Source organism: Aeromonas intestinalis, from assembly GCF_054052485.1.
This window is the reverse complement of record NZ_JBSTYK010000001.1, coordinates 487,244-513,345: the sequence shown is the minus strand read 5'-3', so window position 1 is coordinate 513,345 and position 26,102 is coordinate 487,244. Positions and strand designations below refer to the sequence as shown.

At 61.3% G+C, this 26,102-nt stretch carries 25 protein-coding genes and 8 tRNA genes; 12 read left to right on the top strand and 21 right to left on the bottom strand.

Going from position 1 to position 26,102, the window contains the following annotated elements; genetic code table 11:
- The first annotated feature begins 253 nt into the window (after positions 1-253).
- From rpe to ACW5W7_RS02375, 4 genes are all read left to right on the top strand, one after another.
- Positions 254-925 (top strand): ribulose-phosphate 3-epimerase, encoded by a 672-nt coding sequence (gene rpe, locus ACW5W7_RS02390; protein ID WP_349919020.1) that lies wholly within the window; start codon positions 254-256, stop codon positions 923-925.
- On the top strand, positions 915-1,577 hold the full coding sequence (locus ACW5W7_RS02385) for a phosphoglycolate phosphatase (RefSeq protein ID WP_456500637.1): 663 nt from the start codon (positions 915-917) through the stop codon (positions 1,575-1,577). Before rpe ends, ACW5W7_RS02385 begins: the two co-directional genes overlap by 11 nt.
- Before the next feature lie 19 nt (positions 1,578-1,596).
- Positions 1,597-2,601 (top strand): tryptophan--tRNA ligase, encoded by a 1,005-nt coding sequence (gene trpS, locus ACW5W7_RS02380; protein ID WP_349919016.1) that lies wholly within the window; start codon positions 1,597-1,599, stop codon positions 2,599-2,601.
- 122 nt (positions 2,602-2,723) lie between these two features.
- Positions 2,724-2,939: a hypothetical protein gene (locus ACW5W7_RS02375; RefSeq protein ID WP_349919014.1), complete on the top strand. Its 216-nt coding sequence runs from the start codon at positions 2,724-2,726 to the stop codon at positions 2,937-2,939.
- Between the two features lie 224 nt (positions 2,940-3,163).
- Here the strand turns inward: ACW5W7_RS02375 and ACW5W7_RS02370 are convergent, their stop codons facing one another.
- The 5 genes from ACW5W7_RS02370 to kdgK all read right to left on the bottom strand — a co-directional run bounded on the left by ACW5W7_RS02370 (position 3,164) and on the right by kdgK (position 8,105).
- Positions 3,164-4,471: a TRAP transporter large permease gene (locus ACW5W7_RS02370; protein WP_456500636.1), complete on the bottom strand. Its 1,308-nt coding sequence runs from the start codon at positions 4,469-4,471 to the stop codon at positions 3,164-3,166.
- Positions 4,472-4,473: 2 nt separating this feature from the next.
- Positions 4,474-4,938 carry a TRAP transporter small permease gene (locus ACW5W7_RS02365; protein WP_456500642.1) on the bottom strand — a complete coding sequence of 155 codons (465 nt, stop codon included), beginning with the start codon at positions 4,936-4,938 and terminating at the stop codon, positions 4,474-4,476.
- A gap of 148 nt (positions 4,939-5,086) precedes the next feature.
- A complete protein-coding gene (locus ACW5W7_RS02360; RefSeq protein ID WP_349919011.1) occupies positions 5,087-6,097 on the bottom strand; it encodes a TRAP transporter substrate-binding protein in 1,011 nt (336 codons plus the stop codon).
- Between the two features lie 432 nt (positions 6,098-6,529).
- Entirely contained in the window at positions 6,530-7,150 is a 621-nt protein-coding gene (locus ACW5W7_RS02355) for a bifunctional 4-hydroxy-2-oxoglutarate aldolase/2-dehydro-3-deoxy-phosphogluconate aldolase (protein ID WP_349919010.1), read from the bottom strand.
- On the bottom strand, positions 7,134-8,105 hold the full coding sequence (gene kdgK, locus ACW5W7_RS02350; RefSeq protein ID WP_456500635.1) for a 2-dehydro-3-deoxygluconokinase: 972 nt from the start codon (positions 8,103-8,105) through the stop codon (positions 7,134-7,136). The genes ACW5W7_RS02355 and kdgK overlap by 17 nt, the downstream gene beginning before the upstream one ends.
- Before the next feature lie 345 nt (positions 8,106-8,450).
- On the opposite strand from kdgK, the gene kdgR reads away from it, so the two are divergent.
- On the top strand, positions 8,451-9,248 hold the full coding sequence (gene kdgR / locus ACW5W7_RS02345) for a DNA-binding transcriptional regulator KdgR (protein WP_349919006.1): 798 nt from the start codon (positions 8,451-8,453) through the stop codon (positions 9,246-9,248).
- A 69-nt stretch (positions 9,249-9,317) separates the two neighbouring features.
- Here kdgR and ACW5W7_RS02340 read toward each other — a convergent pair whose 3' ends face one another.
- From ACW5W7_RS02340 to kduI, 3 genes are all read right to left on the bottom strand, one after another.
- Positions 9,318-9,827: a YgjV family protein gene (locus ACW5W7_RS02340; RefSeq protein ID WP_349919004.1), complete on the bottom strand. Its 510-nt coding sequence runs from the start codon at positions 9,825-9,827 to the stop codon at positions 9,318-9,320.
- A 65-nt stretch (positions 9,828-9,892) separates the two neighbouring features.
- Entirely contained in the window at positions 9,893-10,654 is a 762-nt protein-coding gene (gene kduD, locus ACW5W7_RS02335) for a 2-dehydro-3-deoxy-D-gluconate 5-dehydrogenase KduD (RefSeq protein WP_349919002.1), read from the bottom strand.
- 83 nt (positions 10,655-10,737) lie between these two features.
- Positions 10,738-11,574: a 5-dehydro-4-deoxy-D-glucuronate isomerase gene (kduI, locus tag ACW5W7_RS02330; RefSeq protein ID WP_349919001.1), complete on the bottom strand. Its 837-nt coding sequence runs from the start codon at positions 11,572-11,574 to the stop codon at positions 10,738-10,740.
- Positions 11,575-12,094: 520 nt separating this feature from the next.
- On the opposite strand from kduI, the gene ACW5W7_RS02325 reads away from it, so the two are divergent.
- From ACW5W7_RS02325 to ACW5W7_RS02305, 5 genes are all read left to right on the top strand, one after another.
- Entirely contained in the window at positions 12,095-12,676 is a 582-nt protein-coding gene (locus tag ACW5W7_RS02325) for an aminodeoxychorismate synthase component II (protein WP_456500634.1), read from the top strand.
- Positions 12,677-12,954: 278 nt separating this feature from the next.
- On the top strand, positions 12,955-14,172 hold the full coding sequence (locus tag ACW5W7_RS02320; RefSeq protein ID WP_456500633.1) for an aspartate aminotransferase family protein: 1,218 nt from the start codon (positions 12,955-12,957) through the stop codon (positions 14,170-14,172).
- 75 nt (positions 14,173-14,247) lie between these two features.
- Positions 14,248-15,267, top strand: a complete 1,020-nt coding sequence (gene astA, locus ACW5W7_RS02315) for an arginine N-succinyltransferase (protein WP_349918996.1) — start codon at positions 14,248-14,250, stop codon at positions 15,265-15,267.
- A gap of 70 nt (positions 15,268-15,337) precedes the next feature.
- The gene (gene astD, locus ACW5W7_RS02310) at positions 15,338-16,804 is read left to right on the top strand and encodes a succinylglutamate-semialdehyde dehydrogenase (protein ID WP_456500632.1); all 1,467 of its coding nucleotides are present in this window, start codon (positions 15,338-15,340) and stop codon (positions 16,802-16,804) included.
- Between the two features lie 58 nt (positions 16,805-16,862).
- Positions 16,863-17,660, top strand: coding sequence for a DUF1338 domain-containing protein (locus ACW5W7_RS02305; protein ID WP_434663548.1), 798 nt, complete (start codon positions 16,863-16,865; stop codon positions 17,658-17,660).
- Positions 17,661-17,718: 58 nt separating this feature from the next.
- On the opposite strand, the gene ACW5W7_RS02300 is transcribed toward ACW5W7_RS02305, so the two are convergent.
- The 5 genes from ACW5W7_RS02300 to pnuC all read right to left on the bottom strand — a co-directional run bounded on the left by ACW5W7_RS02300 (position 17,719) and on the right by pnuC (position 20,960).
- The gene (locus tag ACW5W7_RS02300; RefSeq protein WP_456500631.1) at positions 17,719-18,315 is read right to left on the bottom strand and encodes an HAD family hydrolase; all 597 of its coding nucleotides are present in this window, start codon (positions 18,313-18,315) and stop codon (positions 17,719-17,721) included.
- 93 nt (positions 18,316-18,408) lie between these two features.
- Positions 18,409-18,759: a DUF1622 domain-containing protein gene (locus tag ACW5W7_RS02295; protein ID WP_456500630.1), complete on the bottom strand. Its 351-nt coding sequence runs from the start codon at positions 18,757-18,759 to the stop codon at positions 18,409-18,411.
- Positions 18,760-18,819: 60 nt separating this feature from the next.
- Positions 18,820-19,740 (bottom strand): alpha/beta hydrolase, encoded by a 921-nt coding sequence (locus tag ACW5W7_RS02290; RefSeq protein WP_456500629.1) that lies wholly within the window; start codon positions 19,738-19,740, stop codon positions 18,820-18,822.
- Between the two features lie 96 nt (positions 19,741-19,836).
- Positions 19,837-20,163, bottom strand: a complete 327-nt coding sequence (yqfB, locus tag ACW5W7_RS02285) for a N(4)-acetylcytidine aminohydrolase (protein WP_456500628.1) — start codon at positions 20,161-20,163, stop codon at positions 19,837-19,839.
- A 74-nt stretch (positions 20,164-20,237) separates the two neighbouring features.
- Entirely contained in the window at positions 20,238-20,960 is a 723-nt protein-coding gene (gene pnuC, locus ACW5W7_RS02280; protein ID WP_456500627.1) for a nicotinamide riboside transporter PnuC, read from the bottom strand.
- A 276-nt stretch (positions 20,961-21,236) separates the two neighbouring features.
- Here pnuC and ACW5W7_RS02275 point away from each other — a divergent pair, with 276 nt between their 5' ends.
- The gene (locus ACW5W7_RS02275; protein WP_349918983.1) at positions 21,237-23,069 is read left to right on the top strand and encodes an SLC13 family permease; all 1,833 of its coding nucleotides are present in this window, start codon (positions 21,237-21,239) and stop codon (positions 23,067-23,069) included.
- Between the two features lie 184 nt (positions 23,070-23,253).
- Here the strand turns inward: ACW5W7_RS02275 and ACW5W7_RS02270 are convergent.
- The 8 genes from ACW5W7_RS02270 to ACW5W7_RS02235 form a co-directional block, all read right to left on the bottom strand.
- Positions 23,254-23,336, bottom strand: a tRNA-Leu gene (locus ACW5W7_RS02270).
- Between the two features lie 8 nt (positions 23,337-23,344).
- A tRNA-Met gene (locus ACW5W7_RS02265) sits at positions 23,345-23,421 on the bottom strand.
- A 38-nt stretch (positions 23,422-23,459) separates the two neighbouring features.
- A tRNA-Gln gene (locus tag ACW5W7_RS02260) sits at positions 23,460-23,534 on the bottom strand.
- Positions 23,535-23,687: 153 nt separating this feature from the next.
- A tRNA-Gln gene (locus ACW5W7_RS02255) sits at positions 23,688-23,762 on the bottom strand.
- A 9-nt stretch (positions 23,763-23,771) separates the two neighbouring features.
- Positions 23,772-23,848 (bottom strand) — tRNA-Met (locus ACW5W7_RS02250).
- A gap of 38 nt (positions 23,849-23,886) precedes the next feature.
- Positions 23,887-23,961: transfer RNA gene (locus tag ACW5W7_RS02245), tRNA-Gln, on the bottom strand.
- Positions 23,962-24,108: 147 nt separating this feature from the next.
- Positions 24,109-24,183, bottom strand: a tRNA-Gln gene (locus ACW5W7_RS02240).
- A gap of 7 nt (positions 24,184-24,190) precedes the next feature.
- Positions 24,191-24,267: transfer RNA gene (locus ACW5W7_RS02235), tRNA-Met, on the bottom strand.
- 528 nt (positions 24,268-24,795) lie between these two features.
- Here ACW5W7_RS02235 and ACW5W7_RS02230 point away from each other — a divergent pair.
- The gene (locus ACW5W7_RS02230; protein WP_456500626.1) at positions 24,796-25,995 is read left to right on the top strand and encodes a BamA/TamA family outer membrane protein; all 1,200 of its coding nucleotides are present in this window, start codon (positions 24,796-24,798) and stop codon (positions 25,993-25,995) included.
- Positions 25,996-26,102: the final 107 nt, after the last annotated feature.

The window sequence follows — 26,102 nt, the reverse complement described above, 5'->3', positions numbered from 1 at the left end:
TAATCCCCCCCCGCCCCCTTCTGGCCCGTCGGGGGTTTGTGGGGGGGCGCCACGTGGGGGGCCCCCCGTCACTTCAGGCAGGCGATACTGGCCAGCTCTTCTTCCCCTTGTCCTGATCACCGGCAGACCGTTTCCTGCGGAACACGGCGATAAAGCGAACCTCTGCGTCTACTACGCTTGCGGGTCGTTTTCGGCGGACATTTGCGGTAAAATCACGCCGTTTTTTCCGCCTAGCTGCCAATGGATGACGCTGATGAAAGATTTTCTGATTGCTCCCTCTATCCTCTCCGCCGACTTCGCCCGTCTGGGTGAGGATGTTGCCAAGGTGCTGGCCGCCGGGGCCGACGTGGTGCACTTTGACGTGATGGACAACCATTACGTCCCGAACCTGACCATAGGCCCCATGGTCTGTCAGGCGCTGCGTGATTACGGCATCAAGGCACTCATCGACGTGCACCTCATGGTCAAGCCGGTGGATCGCATCGTGCCCGACTTCGCCAAGGCGGGCGCCAATCTGATCACCTTCCACCCGGAAGCCTCCGATCATGTGGATCGCACCCTGGGGCTCATCAAGGAGCAGGGCTGCCAGGCCGGTCTGGTGCTGAACCCGGCCACACCACTCTCCTGCCTCGAATACGTGATGGACAAGCTGGATGTGATCCTGCTGATGTCGGTCAACCCTGGTTTCGGTGGCCAGAGCTTCATCCCCGGTACCCTGGCCAAGCTGCGCCAGGTGCGTCGCCTGATCGACGAGAGTGGTCGTGACATTCGTCTCGAGATCGACGGTGGCGTCAAGGTGGACAACATCCGCGAGATCGCCGAGGCCGGTGCCGACATGTTCGTGGCCGGTTCCGCCATCTTCGGCAAGCCGGACTACAAGGCGGTGATCGACCAGATGCGTGCGGAGTTGGCTCATGTCCGTTGAACGTCCCTTCGATCTGGTGCTGTTTGACCTGGACGGCACCCTGATTGACAGCGCCTCACAGCTGGCTCTGGCGGTCAACCGCACGCTCGTCGAACTGGGTCTGGCCGAGGCCGACGAGGCCGTGGTCCGGACCTGGGTTGGCAATGGTGCCGACAAGCTGATCCAGCGAGCACTGGATTACCACGGTGCGCCGGATCTCTTTGCCAAGGCGCGGCCCCTGTTCGACAGTCACTATCGTGCCTGTCTGCTGGAAGGGCTGACCATGTATGACGGGGTGGAGCAGAGTCTGCGCCGCCTGCAGCGCCTCGGCTACCAGCAGGCCGTGGTGACCAACAAGCCGAGCCACTTCGTGCAACCCATCCTGGATGCCCTCGGTATCGGTGATTGCTTCGCGCTCTGGCTCGGCGGCAACTGCGTGCCCGAGAAAAAACCGAGCCCCGCCCCCCTGCTGCACGCCTGCCACGAGCTCGGCATAGACCCGTCCCGTACCCTGATGGTGGGGGATTCCGAGAATGACGTGCTGGCCGCCCAGGCCGCCGGCATGAAGGTGGCAGGCCTGACCTACGGTTACAACTATGGCCGCCCCATCGCGGACTCCCATCCGGATTGGGTCTGCGAGCAGTTTGCCGAACTCGATGCCCTGCTGGCTTAACAACAAGGACTCACACTTCATGACCAAACCAATCGTACTGAGCGGTGCCCAACCCTCTGGCCAGCTGACCATAGGCAACTACATGGGCGCCCTGCGTCAGTGGGTCAACATGCAGGATGACTTCGATTGCCTCTACTGCATCGTCGACCTGCATGCCATCACCACCCGCCAGGATCCGGCCGCCCTGCGCAAGGCTTGCCTCGATGCCGCCGCCCTCTATCTGGCGGTGGGGATCGATCCCGCCAAGAGCACCGTCTTCATCCAGTCCCATGTGCCGCAGCACGCGGAGCTTGGCTGGATCCTGAACTGCTACACCCAGATGGGCGAGCTGTCACGCATGACCCAGTTCAAGGACAAGTCCGCCCGCTTCGAGAACAACGTCAACGTCGGTCTGTTCGGCTATCCGGTGCTGATGGCGGCCGACATCCTGCTCTATCAGGCCAACCAGGTGCCGGTCGGCAACGATCAAAAGCAGCATCTGGAGCTGACCCGTGACATCTGCACCCGTTTCAACAACCTGCATGGCGAGGTGTTCACCCTGCCTGAGCCCTTCATTCCCACCGAGGGTGCCCGGGTGATGAGCCTGCAGGATCCGACCAAGAAGATGTCCAAGTCGGATGACAACGAGGCCAACTTCATCGGCCTGCTGGAAGATCCCAAGCAGATCGTCAAGAAGATCAAGCGGGCGATGACCGACTCCGACGAGCCGGCCGTGGTGCGCTTCGATCCGGAGAACAAGCCGGGGGTCTCCAACTTGCTGACCCTGATGTCCGGGGTAACCGGTCGCTCCATTGCAGAACTCGAGCAGCATTTCGAGGGTAAAATGTACGGCCACCTCAAGGGTGAGACCGCCGATGCCGTGGTCGCCCTGCTGGAGCCCATCCAGGCGCGTTTCCGCGAGCTGCGTCAGGATGAGACTCATCTACAGGCCGTTTTGGCCGCCGGTGCACAAAAAGCGCGGGAAAGGGCTGAAAAAACACTGGCCAGCGTTTATGATGTAGTCGGCTTCGTTCCTCGAGCCTGACATACTGGGAAGGTGTAGTTGAAGAGAGCTGGGTATCTGCCTGGCTTTCTTTGTTTTACCAGCCTGGTATTCGAGCATTCACCTTCCCGTTGCCAATGCGGGTTTTTACCCCAAGAGAAAGCATGTCCGTCGAATCACATTCCGTCATTGAAGAACTGAGTGACAAGGGTCACTGGCTGCGCAAGTTTCGCAAGGCCAAGAATCTCAATACCCTGCAGCTGATGGTCTCCAACGCCATCGACAAGCATTACAAGACGCCCGCCATCGCGGCAGCCATCTATCTGGCCGAGTGCCAGCGTGAGCGCGAGCTGGAGCAAGGTCGCCTGCTGGATCGCTGATCCCCCTTTGCCGCTGTGGCGGCGCCTGCCAGTCGGCGTTGCTCTCCTCATCTCTTTTCTCTATCAACTCTCCGTAGGGCTTGCGCAAGTCGCCTGCGGGGTTTTCGTCTGTCCGTTCTTCTATTGCACACTCCCCATAAGAAAGCCCCGGATGATCCGATCATCCGGGGCTGATGCCTGACTTGTCTTTGGCAAGTCTGTACTGCTGCGTTCCTATGCCGGGATCAGTTGACCAGTCCCATGGCTTGCGGCAGGGCCATGGAGATGGCCGGTACATAGGTGACCAGCATCAGGACCAGGGCGATGACGGCGAAGAAGGGCAGCAGCGGCTTGATGACCCCTTCTATCTTTATCTCCCCAATCTTGCAGCCGGTGAACAGTATGGGACCCACGGGCGGCGTGATGGTGCCGAGGGAGAGGTTGAAGATCATCATGATGCCGAACTGCACCGGATCCATGCCGAACTGGGTGCAGATGGGCAGGAAGATGGGAGTGAAGATCAGCACCGCCGGGGTGGGATCCATGAAGGTGCCCACCAGCAACAGCACCAGGTTCATGATCAGCAGGATGAGCAGGAAGCTGTCGGTGAAGGAGAGCAGACCCGAGGCGATCAGGGCCGGGATCTTGGTGAAGGCCATCACCCAGGACATGATGGAGGAGGCGGCCAGCATCAGGATCACGATGGCGGTCATCTTGGCGGTGGCCAGGAAGATGGCAGGCAGATCGACCGCCTTGATGTTCCGGTAGCAGACGCCGAGCACCAGGGAGTAGACCACGGCGATGGCCGAGGCTTCGGTGGCGGTGAAGATGCCGCCGAGGATGCCGCCTATCACCACCACTATCATCATCAGGCTGGGGATGGCATCGAGCAGCAGCTTGAGGTGCTGGCCCTTGAGAGAGCCCTTGTCGGCCACATAGCCACGGCGCTTGGCGATGAAGCCAGCCACCAGCATGACCCCCAGACCCCAGAGTATGCCGGGAAGGTAGCCGCCCATGAACAGAGCCGTGATGGAGACGCTGCCAGCCACGGTGGCATAGACGATCAGGGAGTTGCTCGGCGGGATCAGCATGCCGGTCGGGGCCGAGGCAATGTTGACCGCGGCGCTGAAGGCGGGATCGTATTTGTCCTTCTTCTGGATGGGGGACATGATGCCGCCGATGGCGGCGGCCGAGGCGACACCAGAGCCGCTGATGGAGCCAAACAGCATGTTGGCCACCACGTTGGTCTGGGCCAGGGGGCCTGGCAGGAAGTTACTGATGATCTTGGCGCAGTTGATCAGACGGATGGCGATGCCACCGTTGTTCATCAGGTTGCCGGCCAGGATGAAGAAAGGGATGGCCAGCAGGGCAAAGGAGTCCAGTCCGACGAAAACCCGCTGGGCCGAAGTCAGAATGGCCCCGTCGAAGGGCAGGATGAGCGCCATGGCCAGGAAGGACGAAAGCCCGATGCTGATACTGATGGGGGTGCCGATAAACAGCAGGAAAAAGGCACCGATGAACATCACCAGCGCGACAACAACCGCAATATCCATGGTTATACCTTTTGCTTGAAGGAGAGTTGTCTGGCCAACCCGTATTGGTTGTACAGGCAATAGAAGACGGTCAGCACGCCACACAGCGGAATGGCGGCATAGATGACACCGATGGGGATCTGCAGCGCAGAGTCGAGCTGTCCCATCTGGCGACTCATGCCGATATAACCCCCCACGCTCAGGACCAGCAGGGCGAAGGCGGTGGTCGCCAGTTCACCGAGCATCTCCATCACAATGCGTACATTGTGGGACATGCGATCGCGCATGAAGGTGATCGCCATGTGTTCGCGCAGGCCGAAGACATAGGCGCTGCCGATGAGCACCAGCCAGATGAAGAGGTAGCGGGAGAGCACCTCGCTCACGGCACTCGGGCTGTTGAACAGATAACGGGTCGCCACCTGATAGGTCACCAGCACGGTCATGGTGGCCACGATGGCGATGCAGAAATAGGAAACAACCAAATCCACTCGTTGTTTGAACCCGGTCAGTGCGGCATAGAAGCCGTGCTGAACGGGTGGCTCGGGTGGGGCTGAGAAGGTTGCGGCTTGTTGAGTGGATTTCATAGAAGAGCCTCATGAGAGGGGCTGTGGTGGCAGCCCCTGGCGGCAGCGGCGATCAGTTGGCCAGCGCGCGGATCTTGGTGAAGATGTCTTTCTGCTCCGGGGTGGTCAGCAGCGTCTCTTGCAGTGGCTTGCAGCGGGCCTGGAAGGGGGCGATGTCCACTTCGGTGAAGGTGGCTCCCTGGCTGGTGGCGGTCTGCTTGGCGGCTTCCAGCGCCTGGGCAAAGAGGTCGAACTCGGTCTCCGTGCTCTCTTTTGCCAGCTTGCGGAAGGTCGCCTGATCGGCGGCATCCATCTTCGCCAGGAACGACTCGCTGGCAACCAGCAGGTCGGCCACCATCACATGGCGGGTGTAGGAGAAGTGAGGCGCCACTTCGTACTGCTTGAGATCCGCATAGGTGATCTCGTTGTTCTCGGCTCCATCAAGCACCCCTTGCTGGATGGCGGAGTAGACCTCCCCCTGGCCCATGGGCACGCCGGTGCCGCCCATGCAGGTCAGCATCTTGACCATGGTGTCGGACTGCATGACCCGGATCTTCTTCCCTTTCATGTCTTCCGGCGTCTTGATGGGGGCCCCTTTGACATACATGCTGCGGGCGCCAGCGGTATAGGCGGTCAGCACCTCAAAGCCATTGCCCTTGCTGGAGGCGAACAGGGCGTCCAGAGTGTCGCCGGTGAACACTTTGCGCTGGTGCTCCGGGTTGTCGTAGATGTACGGCATGGCCAGCACGGAGAAGTTCTTGTTGAAGTTTTCGACCAGGGGGTTGGCGACGACCGCCAGCTGGATGGCGCCGGATTGGACCAATTCCAAGGCAGCCCGCTGATCCCCGAGCAGCTCATTGGGATGGATTTCCAGTTTGTATTTGCCACCGGTGGCCGCTTCCAGCTTCTGGCTGAAATCTTCGAGGGCCTTGAACTGGGGATTGTGTTCGGACTGGTTGAAGGCGGTCTTCAGGATGATGGGGCCAGCAGCCTTGCTGTCTTCACCACATCCAGCCAACAACAGACTTGCGGCGACAACTGTTCCAATCAGAGACAGCTTGGGCAGAGCATTCATTGTACGCATGTGTAACCCCTCATGGGTCTGGTTATTTTGATGGTGTTCATGCTACGCGAATCCGGCGCTATTTCAGTGATCAAACTCAAGGTAATGAAATGGCGTTCCGAATTTGTGGGAATCAAAAGTCAAATTTTGTGACGGCGGTTAAGTGCATTCTACTGATGGTGCCGCGTCTGGCTCCATCGGGTGTTTCGCGGGGTAAAAGGGGGAGCCTGAGCTCCCAAAAGGGCCACGAGAAGAGAGAGTGAAGAGGGGATGCCGGACCGGTTTATCGATCCTGGCCTTGCTGGAGGCGAGAGCGCCGGACTGGCGTGCAGCCTCGCGCAAGGATGAACAGGGCGCCAGGGGAAGCGGCTGGAGAGGGCTGGCGTGTCAGGAAAGGGGCGGGCGCGGATCGCAGGCAGAGGAGTGAGGGCCCGGGAGACGGGCCCTGCTGACTCAGAGTGCGATCATGGCTTCCTTGGCGAGCGCGCCAATCTTGCTCCAGTCGCGGTTGTCGATGAGGTTGGCGGGCACCATCCAGGTGCCCCCGCAGGCGAAGACGCTCGGCAGGGCCAGGTAATCCTTCACATTGCTCGGGCTGATGCCGCCGGTTGGCATGAAGGAGACCGGGTAGACGGCGCTCATGGCCTTGAGCATGCCGAGGCCGCCGGAGGGCTCTGCGGGGAAGAACTTGAGGGTGGTCAGCCCGAGCTCCATGGCCTGTTCGACCAGACTGGGGTTGTTCACGCCGGGGATGATGGGCACGCCGCGAGCCTGGCAGTACTGCACGATGCGCGGATTGAGGCCCGGGCTCACGATGAAGTCCACGCCCGCCTCGATGGCCTGATCGACCTGGGCCGTGGTCAGCACGGTGCCGGCGCCGATGATCATCTGGGGGAAGGACTGGCGCAGCCGGCGAATGGCCTCCGCCGCCGCCGGGGTGCGGAAGGTGATCTCGGCGCTGGGCATGCCGTTTTCCATCAGGGTACGGCCGAGGGCGACGGCGTCGTCAGCATCCTTGATGGCGATGACCGGGATGATCTTCAGCAGGGCGAGTTGTTCAAGCAGTGTGGACATGGGAAACCTCGTTGGAGTGATGAGCGGTGTTGATGGGGCTCGGCATCGCCGTCAGGGGGATGATGGCACCACGGTGTTGAATGACGGTGCTGGCGAGCAGATGGGCGTAGTGGGCCGATCCGGCCACGGTGCCACCGGCCAGCCGGCTGGCGAGATAGCCCGCGCTGAAGGAGTCGCCGGCGGCCGTGGTGTCGACGATGCGCTCGCCGGGCAGGCTGACCGCCGGCACTTCAGTGTGACTGCCCGGCTGCACGATGAGGCAGGGCTCGGCGCCACGCTTGACCACGATTTCGTTCACGCCGAGGGTGCGGGTGCGGGCCAGACATTGGGCCTCGTCACTGTCATCCCAGAGCGCCAGTTCGTCATCCAGGGTCAGGAAGGCGAGATCGGTCAGCGCCAGCATGGCGGCATAGGCTTGTCTGGCGACCTCTTTGCTCTCCCACAGGCGGGGGCGGTAGTTGTTGTCAAAGGCGATTTTTGCCCCGGCGGCGCGGCAATCCCCCAGCACCTGCAGCAGGGTGAGGCGGTCGGCCGGGGAGAGGATGGCGAGGCTGATCCCGCTCAGATAGATATAGTCAAAACCCTTGAGCTGTTGACATATTTCACTGGCTTGCTGGGTTTGCAGCCAGTAACGGGCTGCCGCATCGCTGCGCCAGTAGTGGAAGGTTCGCTCCCCCCGTTCGTCGGTCTCGATGAGGTAGAGTCCGGGCAACTTGTGGCCAAGGCGCTGCACCAGATCCGTGTTCACCCCCTCCTGTTGCCACTGCGCCAGCATGGCGCCGCTCATGGGATCCGTGCCGAGAGCACTCACATAGTGCACGGCGACGTCCGGGTTTGCCCGCGTCAGGTAGACGGCGGTGTTGAGGGTATCCCCTCCAAAATGACGCACTATGTTCGTCTTGTTTTCGGACAATTCGATCATGCACTCGCCGATGACGGCTACCTTGACTGACATTATGCCTCCCGCGTTTGCCGCGTTGCTGATGGCGCTATTCTATTTAATTCGCGAGACATAAAAAACAATTGAAACGTGATTTCATTAAAGTTGTGACATTGGTCTTGTGTTGACGGTGGCGTGACGGCTGCCTTGGCTCTGTCGTGGCCAGGTGAGGGATGCGAGGCTGGGCGTGAAAGCGGGCCGGCCAGATAGACGAGGAGGGCTGGTCAGTGCCAGCGTGAGCGGCACCACATTATCCATCTATTAGTGGATGATTTGACTGGATAATCGTCTCGTCCACTATGACGGCCAATTCATTTCAAATACAATGAAACAATCAGTCATTTTTTTTGGAAGTAGAACATGTCGATGATAGACAACTCACCCGAATCGGTCTCTTCTGTCCTCAAGGTGTTTGGCATATTGCAGGCCCTGGGGGAACAGAAGGAGATCGGGGTGACCGAGCTGTCCCAGCGGATCATGATGTCCAAGAGTACCGTCTACCGTTTCCTGCAGACCATGAAGACCCTGGGTTATGTCTCCCAGGAGGGGGAAACCGACAAGTACGCTCTCAGCCTCAAGCTGTTTGAACTGGGCGCCAAGGCCCTCGAGCATCAGGATCTGATCCAGATTGCTGACGAGCAGATGTACCGGCTCGGCAAGCAGACCAAGGAGACCCTGCACCTCGGGATGCTGGATGAAGACAGCATCGTCTACCTGCACAAGATAGATTCCGAATACAACCTGCGGATGTACTCCCGCATCGGCCGCCGCCGTCCGCTCTACAGCACCGGCCTTGGCAAGGTGATGATGGCTTGGCTGCCGGAAACGGAAGTGCGTGCCATGCTGGCTGGCGTGACGTTCGAGCGATTCACCGAGCATACCCTTGCCGATGTGGATGCCCTGTTGGCGGAACTGGCCCAGGTGCGCGAACAAGGCTATGCGGAAGACAGAGAAGAGATGGAGCACGGCCTGCGCTGCTTTGCGGTACCCATCTACAGCCGCATGGGGCGGATCATCGCGGGGCTCTCTCTGTCGCTGCCGCTGGTGCGTTTCCACCCGGAGGACCAGGCGAACCTGGTGGCCCAATTGCACGAGGCGGCAGCCAATATCTCCGCCGGGCTGGGGTTCCACGATTACCCCTTCGGCACGCGCAGCTAGGCAAGACGCCTCGCTCATCCCATAAAAAAAGCAGGCCTTGCCTGCTTTTTTTATGGGCGGCTTCTTCGACTAGAGCGGCTGGGGGTCGGCGCGGTAGAGCTTGAAGATGGTGTGGCTGTTGATGACGAAGAAAATGCTCTCCTGCAAGATACCCCCAATGGATCCAGCCCAGATATTGTGAGTCAGCCAGCAGATCGTACTGCTCAGCATGCACAGTCTCAGCGCAATGCCGTTGAGTCTGAACAGGGCATAGGTGCTGAGGGTGGTGCCCACCAGGGTCAGGATCTGCACCGGATGGGAGAGCTGGGGGATGACCAGGGCCCAGGCCAGGGCGAGGAAGGTCAGCATGACGCCGAGCCCGCGGTAGTAACCGGAGACCCAGTTGCGCACGGCACACAGCAGGCAGTTGATGGCGGCGACGGAGGAGCCCAGCAGCAGGAAGTGCAGGCCCATCAGGGTGCCGTTGAGGGTGAGGTGAAGCCGGAGTTTTTGATCCTGGCGCTGCATGAAGGCCGTGGCCCCGACGAGGCAGGCCAGCAGACCGACGGATTGGGCAAACCAGAGATTATCGAGCAGCATGGGGCCTTCCTGTCTGGGGACAACGACAAAAGGCGCCTTGCGGCGCCTTGTCAAACTGGGCGGGATTAGCGGGCCAGCCAGCCGCCATCGACGGCGATGGTGTAGCCATTGATGTAGTCGGAGGCAGAGGACGCCAGGAATACCACCGGGCCCATCATGTCATCCGGTACACCCCAGCGACCGGCCGGGATCCGCTCCAGGATGGCGGCGTTGCGGTCATCGTCGGCACGCAGGGCTGCGGTGTTGTTGGTGGCCATGTAACCCGGGGCGATGGCGTTGACGTTGATGCCCTTGCTCGCCCATTCGTTGGCCAGCAGGCGGGTGATGCCCATGACGCCGCTCTTGGAGGCGGTGTAGGAGGGCACGCGGATGCCACCCTGATAGGAGAGCATGGAGGCGATGTTGACGATCTTGCCGCCTTCCCCCTGGGCGATGAACTGCTTGGCCACCGCCTGGGACATGAAGAAGACACTCTTGATGTTGATGTTCATCACATCGTCCCAGTCCTTCTCGCTGAACTTGATGGCGTCTTCCCGGCGGATGATACCGGCGTTGTTCACCAGCACGTCGACGCGACCGAAGTGGGAGACGGCCTGATCCACCAGGGCCGGCAGGGTATCGACCTTGCTGACATCCGCCTTCAGGCTCAGGAAACGACGACCGATGGCTTCGACCTTGGCAATGGTATCCGTGGGTTCGACGATGTTGATGCCGACGATGTCACAGCCCGCCTCGGCGAGACCCAGTGCCATGCCCTGGCCCAGACCGGTGTCACAACCGGTGACGATGGCGACCTTACCTTTCAGATCGAATGCATTAAGAATCATGTTGTTACCTCTAAGCCACGGGAAGGTGTGGAATTAAGTGTCTGCAGGAGCCGCCGGGCTGGCGGCTCGCAACGGGAAGTTGATTAGCGCATGTCCTTGACGGCCACATGGTCCATGTCGCCGAACACCTGGTTCTCGCCGACCATGCCCCAGATGAAGGTGTAGGCCTGGGTGCCGACGCCGGAGTGGATGGACCAGCTCGGGGAGATGACGGCCTGCTCGTTGTGGACCAGCAGGTGACGGGTCTCGTCCGGCTTGCCCATCATGTGGAAGACGGCGGCGTCATCCTTCATGTTGAAGTAGAAGTAGACCTCCATGCGGCGCTCGTGGGTGTGGCAAGGCATGGTGTTCCACAGGCTGCCTTCTTCGAGCTGGGTCATGCCCATGACGAGCTGGCAGGTCGGCAGTACGTCCGGCACCAGATACTTGTAGATGGTGCGACGGTTGCTGGTGGAGGCATCCCCCAGGGTGGCCGGCGAGGCCTGGGCCTGGGTGACGACGCGGGTCGGGTAGCTGGTGTGGGCCGGCGCGCTGTTGTAGTAGAACTTGGCAGGCTGGGCGGCGCTGACGCTGGCAAAGCTCAGCTCGCGGGCACCCTGGCCGACGTAGAGGGCCTCGGCCTTGCCCACTTCATAGGTCTTGCCATCCACGACCACCACACCCGGACCACCGATGTTGATGAGGCCGAGCTCGCGGCGCTCGAGGAAATAGGTGACCCCGAAGGCCTTGCCCAGTTCATCGGAGAAGGTGAGCGGCGCGTCCACCGGCATGATGCCACCGAACACGATGCGATCGATGTGGCTGTAAGTCATGGTGAGCTGGTTTTGGGTGAAGACTTCCTCTACCAGGAACTCACGGCGCAGGCCCTGGGTGTCGAGCTGCTTGGCATGATCGCTGTGGATACTTTGACGAGTTTGCATAGTGAACCTCAATTCCGGGCCGCACGCGGCATCAATGACAATGTGTCGGTAAATCCTGTCGTTGAAGCTACGATAGCAAAATGAAAAACTGCGATCAATTTAATATGAAACTTCGTTTTGAAATTTGCGATTCAGTTTGCATTTTTGGTGTCTGAGGGGGGCGGGCAAGCCCATCCCTCGCCATATCGTGGTGAGGGCGTGCGGGCCTAACCTGGCAGCGGAGGCGCCAGTGGACGTGGTTGTCGCGGGGGACGAGGGCCGGGCGAGTGGAGATGGCGGAGTCTGGATTGCCCTATATAAGGCATATGAAGACGCTGGCTGGACCCTGGCGCCGGTGGGCTGTCAGGAGGCATGCTCCCGGGCGCTGGGCGAGGGTGGTTGCGATGATGGAGCGGGGCCCGCTCGCCGGATGCGGCCGGCCGGCGTTTATTAACCGGGGCAGACGTGCCAGAATGCCCGTCGCCGCGGCCTGCCAACGGGCGGGCCATCCTCTTTTCGCGTTCAATACCCGGGTTTTTGCATGCTGCTACTCATCGACAATTACGACTCCTTCACCTGGAACCTGGTGCAATACTTCGGCGCCCTGGGGCAGGAGGTGCGGGTGAAGCGCAACGATGAGCTGACGCTGGAGGAGATAACCCACCTCGCCCCCAGCCATCTGGTGATCTCCCCCGGCCCCTGCACGCCGAACGAGGCGGGCATCTCCCTGGCGGCCATCCGCCATTTCGCGGGCCGACTGCCCATCCTTGGCGTCTGTCTCGGCCATCAGTCCCTGGCCCAGGCCTTCGGCGGCCAGGTGGTGCGCGCCCGCCAGGTCATGCACGGCAAGACCTCCCTCATCCGCCACAATGGGCAGGGGGTATTCGCAGGATTGCAGGATCCGCTGCGGGTCACCCGCTATCACTCCCTCATCGTGGATCGCGGCTCCCTGCCGGACTGCTTCGAGGTCACTGCCTGGAGCGAACACGCCGATGGCGCCGTCGACGAGATCATGGGGCTGCGGCATAAAACACTGGCACTGGAGGGGGTACAGTTCCACCCGGAGAGCATTCTGAGCGAGCAGGGCCATCAGTTGCTGGCCAATTTTTTGGCCTTTTCCTGAAAAAATCGTGATCCTGGTCTCAGAATCGACATGAGGCCAAAAATAATCTCCCTGACACTTTATTCACCTCTCCGCCAGCCCAAATTATCTCTTGCCAATACCCCCTGAGCCGTTATGCAATGCGGTTGCCTAAAATCTCACGGGCAATCGAATAATGTTCCTCGTAGGCCGGGATGTTGCAGACTTTTTGCTTTTTTTCTGTGATAATTCCGCCACGTTTACACGGATTTAACTTTTGAGTGGTGGATTATTCTGCCGCCAATCAGCAGGAGAGCAAGATGTCAGAGTTGTTGGCAGTGACACGTGAAGTGTTTGATGAAGTGATGGTGCCGAACTATGCCCCCGCCAAGATCATTCCGGTGCGCGGTGAAGGTTCACGTGTCTGGGATCAGGCGGGTCGCGAGTATGTCGACTTCGCCGGCGGGATCGCGGTCAATGGCCTGGGTCATTGCCATCCCAAGCTGGTCGAGGCCCTGAAAACCCAGGGCGAGAAGTTGTGGCACCTCTCCAACGTCATGACCAATGAGCCGGCCCTGCGCCTGGCCAAGAAGCTGGTGGACGCCACCTTCGCCGAGAAGGTCTACTTCTGCAACTCGGGCGCCGAAGCGAACGAAGCCGCCCTGAAGCTGGCCCGCCGCTATGCCATCGACAAGTTTGGTGCCCACAAGACCCAGATCATCGCCTTCCATCAGGGCTTCCACGGTCGCACCTTCTTCACCGTCAGTGTCGGCGGCCAGGCGGCCTACTCCGATGGTTTCGGTCCGAAACCTGCCGACATCACCCATGTGACCTACAACGACCTGGCCGAGCTGGCTGCCGCCATCTCCGACAACACCTGCGCCGTGGTGATGGAGCCGCTGCAAGGAGAGGGCGGCATCATTCGTCCCACCGACGAGTTTGCCAAGGGCGTGCGCGAGCTGTGCGACAAGCACAATGCCCTGCTCATCTATGACGAGGTGCAATCCGGCGTGGGCCGCACCGGCGAGCTGTACGCCTACATGGGGCTGGGCGTCACCCCGGACATCCTCACCAGCGCCAAGGCGCTCGGCGGCGGCTTCCCCATCGGGGCCATGCTGACCACCAGCGAGATCGCGGCTCACCTGAAAGTGGGTACTCACGGCTCCACCTACGGCGGCAACCCGCTGGCCTGCGCCGTGGCCGAGGCCGTGCTGGACGTGATCAATACCCCGGAAGTGCTCAGCGGCATCAAGCAGCGTGAGCAGCTGTTCCGCGACGGCCTCGAGGCCATCAACGCCAAGTATCACTGCTTCAGCGAAGTGCGTGGTCAGGGTCTGCTGCTCGGCGCCGTGCTGAACGATGACTTCAAGGGCCGCTCCCGCGACTTCCTGCTGGCCTCCATCGATCAGGGGCTGATGGCCCTGGTGGCCGGTACCAACGTGGTGCGTTTCGCCCCCTCGCTGGTGATCCCGGAAGCGGATATCAAGGAAGGTCTGGCCCGGTTCGAAAAAGCGGTCGCTCAGGTCATCAACGCCTGATCCGCAGTTGAGGTGGGGAGCCCTCCCGGCAGGAGCCGGGACCCCACCTGTCGTCAATGAAAGGGAGTTGTCATTATGTTGGTTATCCGTCCTATCGAGCAGCGCGACTTCGCCGGCCTCAAAACCTGTGCCATCGAATCCGGCACCGGCATGACTTCATTGCCGGTCAACGACGAGTTGCTGCAACGCAAGATCGATGCATCCACCCAGACCTTCCTGGACAAGCCCGCCGGCAAGGGAGACTGCCTCTATTTCTTCGTGGCCGAAGACATGGAGACCGGCGAGATGGTCGGCACCTGCGCCATCGACGCCGCCGTCGGCCTGTCCCAACCGTTTTACAACTATCACATCGGCAAGGTGGTGCACTCTTCCCCCAAGCTCGGCATCTACAACGTGGTGGAGACGCTGACCCTCTCCAACGACTACACCGGCAACTCCGAGCTGTGCACCCTGTTTCTGCGCGAATGCGCCCGGGAAGGGCTCAACGGCCGGCTGCTCTCCAAGCACCGTTTCCTGTTCATGGCCGAACACCCCGAGCTGTTTGATACCACCGTCTTTGCCGAGATGCGCGGCGTCTCCGATGGCAACGGTCACAGCCCGTTTTATGAGTGGCTGCAAAAGCACTTCTTCTCGATGGATTTTCCCACCGTCGACTATCTCACCGGCATCGGCAAGAAGCGCTTCATCGCCGAGCTGATGCCCAAGTACCCCATCTACGTCAACCTGCTGAGCAACGAGGCGCGCGCCGTCATCGGCCAGACCCACGAGAAGACCCGTCCGGCCATCAAGATGCTGCAGGACGAGGGCTTCGTGAATCGCGGTTACGTGGACATCTTCGATGCGGGTCCCACCGTCGAGTGCGACGTGAAGCACATCCGCAGCGTGCGCCGCAGCCAGAAGCTGGCGGTGCTGGTGGGGGAGCCCATCGGCGGCCACACCTATCTCATCTGCAATACCCGTTTCGAGCAGTACCGCGCCTGTTACGGCAACATCCGGGTCGATCTGGACAAGCACGAAGCCATCATCCCCCCCAAGATGGCGGCCGCCCTCAAGGTGGAAAATGGCGACATGGTGCGCGTCGTCGATCTGGAATAAGCGGCCCAATACCACAGCACATGCAGCAGGCAGCCTCGGCTGCCTGTGAACCACAGGGAGTGAATCTGTTATGTCTTTAGTTCAGCTTATCGATGGTCAGTGGCTTGCCGGTGAAGGCAAGGCATTCGCGTCAAAAGACCCGGCCAAGAATGAAGTGATCTGGCAAGGGGGGGCGGCAAGCAGCCAGCAGGTGGAGGCCGCCGTCAAGGCTGCCCGTCGCGCCTTCTATCACTGGTCCGATGCCAGCCTTGAGGATCGTCTCGCTATCGTGCGCCGCTACGCCGACCTGCTGGGTGAACACAAGGAAGCCCTGGCGCTCACCATCGCCCGGGAGACCGGCAAGCCGCTGTGGGAGACCCGTACCGAGGTCGCCGCCATGCAGGGCAAGATTGCCATCTCCATCCGCGCCCATGAGGAGCGCACCGGCACGGTGGAAAACCCCATGCCCGGCGCCAAGGCGTTCGTGCGCCACAAGCCCCACGGCGTGGTCGCCGTGTTCGGCCCCTACAACTTCCCGGGCCATCTGCCCAACGGTCACATAGTGCCGGCGCTGATTGCCGGCAATACCGTGGTGTTCAAGCCCTCCGAGCTGACCCCCATGGTGGCCGAAGCCATGCTCAAGATCTGGATCGATGCCGGCCTGCCCAAGGGGGTGCTGAACCTGGTGCAGGGCGAGGTGGAGACCGGCAAGGCGCTGGCCGGCAACCCGGACATCGACGGCCTCTTCTTCACCGGTTCATCGCGCACCGGTCACTTCCTGCATCAGCAGTTCGCCGGTCAGCCGGGCAAGATCCTGGCCCTGGAGATGGGGGGCAACAACCCGCTGATCGTCAAGGACGTGAGCGACATCGACGGCGCCGTCCACGCGATAGTGCAATCCGCCTTTATCACCTCGGGTCAGCGCTGCACCTGCTCGCGCCGCCTGTTCGTGGAGCGTGGCACCCAGGGCGATGCCCTGGTCAAGCGCCTGGTGGACGTGGTCGGCCAGATCCGGGTCGGCCTGTACGATGACGCGGCTCAACCCTTCATGGGGGCCATGATCAGCGAGAAGGCGGCCCTCGGCATGGTGGAGGCGCAGGCCAACCTGCAGCGCCTCGGCGGGATGAGTCTGCTTGCCCTCAAGCACCTGGAAGCGGGTACCGGCTTTGTCTCCCCGGGCATCATAGATGTAACCGCAGTGAGTGACCTGCCGGATGAGGAGTACTTCGGTCCCCTGTTGCAGCTCATCCGCTACGACGACTTCGATGCCGCCATCGAGCAGGCGAATGCCACCAGCTTCGGCCTGTCGGCCGGCCTGCTCGGCGACAGCGAGGCGGACTGGAATCACTTCTTCAAGCGGATCCGCGCCGGTATCGTCAACTGGAACAAGCCCATCACCGGTGCCTCCAGCGCCGCCCCCTTCGGTGGCATCGGCGCCTCCGGCAACCACAGGGCGAGCGCCTACTACGCCGCCGACTACTGTGCGTACCCGGTTGCCTCTGTCGAGGACAGCAAGGCGAGCATGCCGGATCAGCTGTCGCCGGGTTTGACCTTCTAATCACAAAGGGGCACTGAACCGGTGCCCTTGTCTGTACCCGCAATCAAAGGAAAGAGAGATGCAAAAGGATATCGAGACCCTGTTTGACCATCTGTGGGACAACTACATTCAAGTCACCCCCAGTGCTCACAAGGTTCATCAGCTGCTGGGCGGCGGTGCCCCCATCATCAACGATCACGTCGCGTTTCGAACCTACAACCTGCCGGGTCTGGGGCTGGAGAGGCTGGCGGCCCACTTCCGTGCCCTGGGGTACGAGGAGAAGGGGGAGTATGTGTTCAAGGCCAAGAAGCTCTACGCCAAGCACTTCGAACATGCCGATCCGGACGCCCCCAAGGTGTTCATCAGCGAGTTGAAGGTGGAGGAGCTCTCCGAGCCTGTTCAGGCCATCATCCACAGGCTGGTGGCCCAGGTGCCGACGCACCTGACCGATACCCAGGCCTTCCTCTATGCGGGCGCTCCCTGGCAGGTCTCCTGGGCCGATTACCAGACCCTGCTGGCCGAGAGCGAGTATGCGGCCTGGATGGCGGCCTGGGGTTACCGCGCCAACCACTTCACGGTCAATATCAACCGCCTGGCGGACTTCGACACCATCTTGCAGGTGAACGCTGCGCTCAAAGCCGCCGGTTTCGTGCTCAACGGCGTGGGCGGCGAGGTGAAGGGGGACGCCGCCGTGATGCTGGAGCAATCCTCCACCATGGCGGACAAGGCCGATGTCGCCTTCAGCGATGGTGTACGTCCCATCCCGAGCTGCTTCTACGAGTTTGCCCTGCGCTACCCCCAGGCGGACGGCGTGCTCTACCCGGGCTTCGTGGAAGCCTCGGCGGACAAGATTTTCGAATCCACCAACGCCATGTAGCAGTCATTGATGCTAAAAAACGCCCCGATGGGGCGTTTTTTTATGGAAAAAACCGGGGTCAGGCGGGTTGCAGCTCCCCCTCGGTGGCCAGCATGGTGCTCATGCCACCGGCCTTCCCCGCCTGGATGCCGATCAGGGTGTCCTCGAACACCAGACAGTGGGCGGGGTCGGCCCCCAGCTGCTCGGCCACTTTCAGGAAGGTGTCGGGATGGGGCTTGTGATTGACTACGTCGTCCGCGCTCACCACCACCGAGATATAGGCGTCAAGACCGGTGCTCTTGAGGATGCGATCGGCCTGATTGCGCGGCGACCCCGTGCCGATGCCCATGGGGATCTTGCCATGGTGGCGCTTGACCAGCTCCCACATGGCCGGGAAGACGCTGACCTGGTCAATGTGTTCCAGATAGAGCGCAATCTTGCGGCGGGTGAAGGCCTCGACATCGATCTCCAGCCCATGCTGCTCGGCCAGGATAGCCACTATCTTGCGGGTGGGGATGCCGCCATAGGCGTTGAGAGTCGTTCTGTCGAATGGCAGGCCGAACTCGGCGCTGGTGATCTGCCAGGCATCCAGGTGCTGGGGCATGGAGTCCACCAGGGTGCCATCCATGTCGAAGATGAGGGCGTCGTATTGCTCGAAGTGGTGCTGCTCAGTCATGGGCCTGATTCCTCTTGGGCGAAAATCCCACCCTACCAGATCTGGCGGCCAGATGCCGTCTTTGTGGCCAACGCAGCCATTTCTTCGCACATCTCAGGCCTCTTTGCGCCCCGTCTGGCCCTCCAGCTCCTTGCCGAGGAAGTAGTTCAGGAAGGTACGGATCACCGCGATGATGGCGAGGCGGATCAGCTCCTCCTTGCTCGGCGCCACCGTGGTGGCCAGGATGTCGGCGGCGAGCTGGAACTCCAGCGCCAGGATGAGCCAGCTGCCGAAGCTGAGCCGGATGCGCGGGAAGCCGGGTTCGTGATCCCGCACCCGTGCCGCCAGCCAGAGGGTCTTGCCAAGGCCGATGACCACGCAGGCGATGGAGATGAGCTCCAGCAGCAGCTGGAACAACTCGACCCCGTACATCATGACTTCCCGCAGGCTGGTTATCTCAAGCACGTTCGGCTCCTTATCGATTCAAAAGAGACACTTTTAGCACAATGGCCGGAGGGGGCCAACTCAGAGATGCCGCAGCAAGGTGGCCACCTGGTCGATGGCTTGCCGCGCCGCCGGGCTGATGCCCGCCAGCTGGAAGAAGCCGTGAATGACGCCGAGCTGACGCTGGCAGCTCGCCTCCACGCCGGCCGCGAGCAGGGCGCGGTAGAGTGCCTCCCCCTCATCGCGCAAGGGATCGTACTCGGCGGTGAGGATATGGGTCGGCGGGAGTCCGGCCAGCTCCGGGTGGTGCAGAGGGCTCGCCTCGGGATGGGCGATGGACAGATCCCCCAGATAGGCGCGATAGCCGCTTTGCAGCATGTCGGCGGTGATGAGGTAATCCTCGCCAAAGCGCCGATAGCTCTCGCTCGTCCCGGCGGCGTCGAGCATGGGGTAGATGAGGCAGAGCGCCGCGGGCAGGGGGGCCTGCATGGCCTTGAGGCGCAGCGCCGTGACCAGGGCGAGATGGCCGCCGGCACTGTCACCGGCCAGCATCAGGCGGCTGCCTTGTCCGCCCCATTCGGGCAGGCGCTCCATGATGGCGAGGGTGGCCCCCAGGGCGTCGTCATGGGCGGCCGGGTAGACATGCTCCGGGGCGAGGCGGGTGTGCACCGCGAATACCAGGGCCTGGGCCCGGTTGCACAGCATGCGCAGTTGGCGATCGTGAGTCTCGAACTCCCCACTCACGAAACAGCCGCCGTGGAAATAGAGGAGGGCGGGGAGAGGGGTGGAGATGTGTTGCTGCGGCCGGTAGAGGCGCACGGCATACCCCTCCTGCTGCCACTCCTCCAGGCTGCCGACCGCCTCCCGTTCGCCCCCGAGCGGCGCCGAGGCGAGATAGCCTTCCCGCCTGGCCTGCCAGCTCTGCTCACTGGCGTTGGGGCGTCCGGCGGCGATGAAGCCATCGACTATCTCGGCGATGGCGGGTTCGAGAGCGGTGTGCATGGGGTCTCCATAATAACTGTATATAAACACAGTTATTATGCGCCGCCCACCGAGGATGGCAAGAGGGGCGCCGTGAGGAGGCTCACAGCGCGGTGATTAAATAAGCTTGAATTCAATCACATAGAGAGGTGGCAGGGCGGGGTAGATGTCCCGGATCACCTGCTTGAGTTCGGTGAGCGTCATGTTCTCCTGACGGGCGTGCTCGTCATTTAGCGCCTCGAAGGGGACAGGGCTGACCGAGATGACTTCGATGGCGCCGAAAGGGTGGTGCTCCGGGTTGGTGAAGAGGGCGAGCCGCTGGCCCGGTTGCCAGTGGGCCTCGCTCTCGTCGCGGATGGTGATGGTCTTGCGGCCCGCCTGAATGTCATCCACGAAGCGGCTGAAGAAGGTGAACTCGGGGTAGGGAGCTGTGTGAGCAGGCATGGGATCTCCGATGAGAGTGAAAAGAGCGGGCCCGCGAGGGCAGACCCGTCAGCGGCACTCATGATACCGCAACCTTATGCTGCAGCCCCGGTTGGCGAGCGTCTGGCGGCCAGCATCCAGAGGCGGGTGCCGTTGGCGGCGACGAACAGCAGGATCAGGTATTCGAGGGACATGGCATAGACCCCCTGGGCGGCGTAGACGCCGATGCTGATGAGGTTGATGATCACCCAGAGGATCCAGTTCTCCACGTATTTGCGGGTCATCAGGATCTGGGCCACCACGGAGAGCACCGTCATGCAGGCATCCCAGAACGGGAAGGCATCGGGGGAGGGCTCGGGGAGGGCGAGGTCTGCGCCAAACAGATTGAGCAGGGCGACCGCGGTGCGGGCCAGGGCGGCGAACACGGGGTCGATATAGCGGGTGAGCAGGGCGATGGCGATGACGCTCACCAGTACCGTCAGCAGCAGCTTGGGCCTGCTGAGCCAGCGGATCTGCAGGCTCTCCCCCTGGGCGTTGGCAGGGCGGCTCCAGGCGTACCAGCCATAGAGGTTGGCGCAGAAGAAGAACAGCTGCAGCAGCAACAGGCCGTAGAGCTGGATCTGGAAGAAGATGATGGCAAACAGGCTGACATTGATGAGACCAAACAGGTAGTTGATGGTCTTCTCCTGACTGGCGAGCCAGATGCAGGCCAAGCCGAACAGGGTGCCGATGGCCTCGATCCAGGACATGGCGTAACCCTCGCCAAGGGGGATGGTCACGAGCGTGTGCTGTATGCTGAACCACTCGAATGGGTGCATGGTCATTTCCTTTGCATGGGGGGAGGGTGAAGCCGGCCTATTTTAGTGGGCAAATGCGGGATGCCGCAGGGTTTTTGGCTGTCAATCCCCGCCTGGTATGGTGGCGTGGCAGCCAAGGGGCTGCGCAGGCAATATTTTTTGCGGTCGCACACGAGCCCTGATATGCGATGATGGGCCCCCCCTTTATTGACATGTAACAAATCGGGGACAGACAAGCTGTGGTCTGATGGGATCGCCCCGGCCAGGCCTGGGTGGAGCTGAACATAAGGAGCGAGTGTGAATTCCGAGCTGATCTGGGTCCTCTGCATGTTGGTGGGCGCCATCTATCTGTTTATTACCAACAAGGTGCGCATGGACGTGGTGGCCCTCTCCATCATCATCCTGTTCGTGTTGAGCGGCACCCTGAGCCTGCCGGAGGCGCTGGCGGGCTTCAGCGATCCCAACGTCATCCTGATCGCCGCCCTGTTCGTGGTGGGGGAGGGGTTGGTGCGCACCGGCATCGCCTATCAGGTGGGGGATGCGCTGGTGAAGGTAGCGGGCAACAGCGAGACCCGGTTGCTGGTGCTCCTGATGGTGGCGGTCGCGACCCTGGGGGCGGTGATGAGCAGTACCGGCGTGGTGGCCATCTTCATCCCCGTGGTGCTGAGCGTGGCGAACCGCATGGGGATCCCGGCCGGACGGCTAATGATGCCGCTGGGGTTTGCCGGCCTCATCAGCGGCATGATGACGCTGGTGGCGACCCCGCCCAACATGGTGGTGAACAGCGAGCTGATGCGCCACGGCATCCAGGGTTTCGGCTTCTTCGGCTTCACCCCCATGGGGGTACTGGTCCTGGGACTCGGGGTGCTCTACATGCTGCTGATGCGCAACCGTCTGGTGCGGGGCGGGGAAGAGGGCAAGGGCAAACCGGCGGGGCGCAGCACCCTGCGTGACCTCATCCGTGACTACCGGCTGGCCGGACGAGCCCGCCGCCTGGCGATCCGCCCCGACTCCCCCCTCATCGGTCAGACCCTGGACGAGCTGCAACTGCGGGCCCGCTACGGCGCCAACGTCATCGGACTGGAGCGCTGGCGCAAGTTTCGGCGGGTGATGGTGACCGTCTCCGGCGTCACCGAGTTCCAGGCAAAAGACGTGCTGCTCATCGACATGTCCGATCCCGAGGTGGATATCCGCGAGTTCTGCAGCGAGGCGCGGCTCGAGCCCATGATATTGCGGGGGGAATATTTCTCCGATCAGGCGCGGGAGGTGGGCATGGCCGAGGTCTCCCTCATCCCCGAATCCCGCCTGCTGGGCAAGAGCATCCGCGAGGTGGCGTTTCGTACCCATTACGGCCTGAGCGTGGTGGGGATCCGCCGCGGTGGCGAGGCCCTCGCCGGCAAGCTGGTGGACGAGGAGTTGCAGATGGGGGACAGCCTGCTGGTGGTGGGCAACTGGAGTCTGATCCGCCAGTTGCAGGCCAAGGTACGGGACTTTCTGCTACTGGGCCTGCCTGCCGAAGTGGATGAGATGGCGCCCGCCCGCAGCCAGGCGATCCATGCCCTGATCTGTCTCGGCGTCATGATTGCCCTGATGGTGACGGATCCGGTGCCCAACGTCATCGCGGCGCTCATCGCCTGCCTGTTGATGGGCAAGTTCCGCTGCATCGATCTGGAGAGCGCCTACAAGTCCATTCACTGGCCCACCCTGATCCTCATCGTCGGCATGCTGCCCTTTGCCCTGGCGCTGCAAAAGACCGGCGGGGTGGATCTCATCGTCGGCGCCCTCATCAGCGCCGTGGGAGAGATGGGACCAAGGGTGATGCTGGCGAGCCTGTTCGTGCTGTGCGCCGTCATCGGGCTCTTTATCTCCAACACCGCCACCGCCGTGCTGATGGCCCCCATTGCCCTTGGTACGGCGCAGCAGATGGGGGTCTCTCCCTATCCCTTCGCCATGACCATCGCCATCGCCGCGTCCGCCGCCTTCATGACGCCGGTCTCGTCGCCGGTCAACACCCTGGTGCTGGGCCCTGGCAACTACAAGTTCGTGGATTTCATCCGCATCGGGGTGCCCTTCACCCTGCTGGTGATGGTGGTGAGCGTCATCGCCATCCCCTGGTTCTTCCCGTTCTGACGGGTGAGGGATGAGAGGCGGCCTGCGGGCCGCTTTTTCATGGCCGGATGGGAGATGGCGGGAGTGGAGGCGTCGCCGAGCAGTCGTTGGCGGGCATGGGCTGAGCGCGGTGGCATGAAGCGGGTTGCCGGAAGACGGGCACAAAAAAACCAGCCTGAGCTGGTCTGTTTGGTACTGCTATCAATGGTGCGGAAGGAGAGACTCGAACTCTCACGCCTAAGCGCCAGAACCTAAATCTGGTGCGTCTACCAATTTCGCCACTTCCGCAAAATTAATGGTGGCTATGACGGGATTCGAACCTGTGACCCCCGCATTATGAGTGCGATGCTCTAACCAACTGAGCTACATAGCCGTTGTCATCGACCACCGGAGTGGAAGAGAACAGAAAAATGGCTGGGGTACTAGGATTCGAACCTAGGGATGGCGAGATCAAAACCCGCTGCCTTACCGCTTGGCGATACCCCAACAACGCTCTTCAACCATCACGAATGACAGACAAAGAACTTTAAAAATGGCTGGGGCACTAGGATATGAACCTAGGCACATTGACGAGATCGAAATCTCTCAACGCGTTCCTCAGCTTGCTACCGACAAATGAACATCGATAACCAAAAATAATGGCTGGGGTACTAGGATTCGAACCTAGGGATGGCGAGATCAAAACCCGCTGCCTTACCGCTTGGCGATACCCCAACAGAATAATGGTGGCTATGACGGGATTCGAACCTGTGACCCCCGCATTATGAGTGCGATGCTCTAACCAACTGAGCTACATAGCCGTTGTCATCGACCACCGGAGTGGAAGAGAACAGAAAAATGGCTGGGGTACTAGGATTCGAACCTAGGGATGGCGAGATCAAAACCCGCTGCCTTACCGCTTGGCGATACCCCAACAGCGATGCCCGACAGAGACTGTCCAACATCTTTAAAAATGGCTGGGTCACCAGGATAGGAACCTGGTGCACATTGACGAGATCGAAATCTCTCAATGCTTTCCTCAGCTTGCTACCGACGGATAAACATCGATAACCAGAAATAATGGCTGGGGTACTAGGATTCGAACCTAGGGATGGCGAGATCAAAACCCGCTGCCTTACCGCTTGGCGATACCCCAACTGAGATGGTGGCTATGACGGGATTCGAACCTGTGACCCCCGCATTATGAGTGCGATGCTCTAACCAACTGAGCTACATAGCCAACCTTGCGTCCAGTGAGTCGTTGCCTCATCACTGTGCGGCCGGAATTATGCGTATCTGGCTCTGGGGCGTCAACCCTTTTTTCCCCTGAAAAACGCAAAAGCAGTGTGTTTGGCGACTTCTTCGCCCGTATTGAACAAAACCCCAACAATTCGCGGATCTTGGCGACCGGCAAGGTGTGCAAAGAGGGGAAATCAGGGGGCGGGCTGGCCCGTTTCGCGAAGGCCAGGTCCGCGTCACAAAGGTGATAACCTGCGCAGTCTGGCGATTAAATATCATCTAAAATCAGCTTGTTGCTTTATTCGACAATCATTTTTGGCCCTTCATCCTCTGTCGCTTTGTACGGCCTCGCCGTTTCGCAGGCAAGCCCCGACGGATGATGAGAAGGCGTCCGGCTCGGCGGAGTCAAACTCCCATAAGATGAGGTATTCGCTTGTACGACTGCGCCCCTGGATTGAAGAGGTCTGACTCTCTGCCGCCTGCGGGGGGCCGCGCTTTGCGGCCGGGATCTGGCGCCACTCTCCTGTGCGTGAGCCTCCTGTGCGCCAGCCTGCTGATGCTGCTGGCGCCAGGGTCATCCCTGGCCGTCGGGCGTGTGCCCGAGCCCCGGGCCGTGGACGACGCGGACAAGGAGTCGACAGCGAAACAGAAGGAGGCGGGAGCGGAGACGGCCAGTACCGATGCGCCATCGCTGATCCGTGGCGACGATGGCAAGCTGGATGTGAGCCGCTTCATCGATCAGGCCTATGGCTTCATGCCGGTGGTGATCCCCATCACCGAACCGGCCCTGGGGCTGGGGGCGGTGGGGGCCCTGGCCTTCATCGACAAACCCGCCCCGGGCAGCGGCTTCAATCGCCCGAATATCACCCTGGTCGGGGGGCTTGGCACCGATCAGGGAACCCGCGGCTATTTTGGCGGCGACCTGCGTTACTGGCTGGACAATCGCCTGAATACCCACGTGGGCGCCATCAAGACCAGCCTGAACCTCGACTACTACGGGGGTGGGCGAGGAGACAGGACGCCCAGATCCTACGCCTATACCCTGGATCTCACCGGCGGCATGGTGCGGGGGCGCTATCGACTGGGGGAGAGCGACAACTGGCTGGGGATGAATTACCTGTTCGCCAATACCCGGGCCACCTTCGACTCACCCATGGCATGGTTGCAAAGCGATCGTGAGCAGCGCATCAGCGGCCTCGGGGCCAGTTTCACCCACGACAGCCGGGACAACATGTTCACCCCGAGGGCGGGCAGCTATCTGGAGGCCAGCGCCACCCGCTTCGCCCGCGGCCTTGGCAGTGACATCGACTTTACCCGCTATGGCCTGACCGCCATTCAATACCTCCCTCTGGCGCACAACGCCAGTCTCGGGATCAACGGCTCCCTGAGCGGCAATGCCGGTGATACCCCCTTCTATATGTCCCCTTATGTCTCCCTGCGCGGGGTGCCGGCCATGCGCTATCAGGGGCAGCGGGTGGCACAGGTGGAAGCCGAGCTGCTGTGGTCCATCTGGGATCGCTACAGCCTGGTGGGCTTTGGCGGGGTGGGGAAGGGGTTTGGCGACTCAGGCAGCGCCCTGTTCGACGAGCGCAGCGTGGCGGCGGGAGGCGTCGGCGTGCGCTACGAGATTGCGCGAAAATATGGTCTGCACATGGGACTGGATCTGGCCTGGAGCCGGGAGGGGGGCGCCGTCTACGTGCAATTTGGCAGCGCCTGGATGCGACCATGAGGGCGGGATGATGAATGCCCTGTCATTTTGACAGCACATTGAACTGAAATGATGTGGCTTTTATGTATAGTCGTGTTGAAAGTATTCAGATGACATCAGTTGCGAGC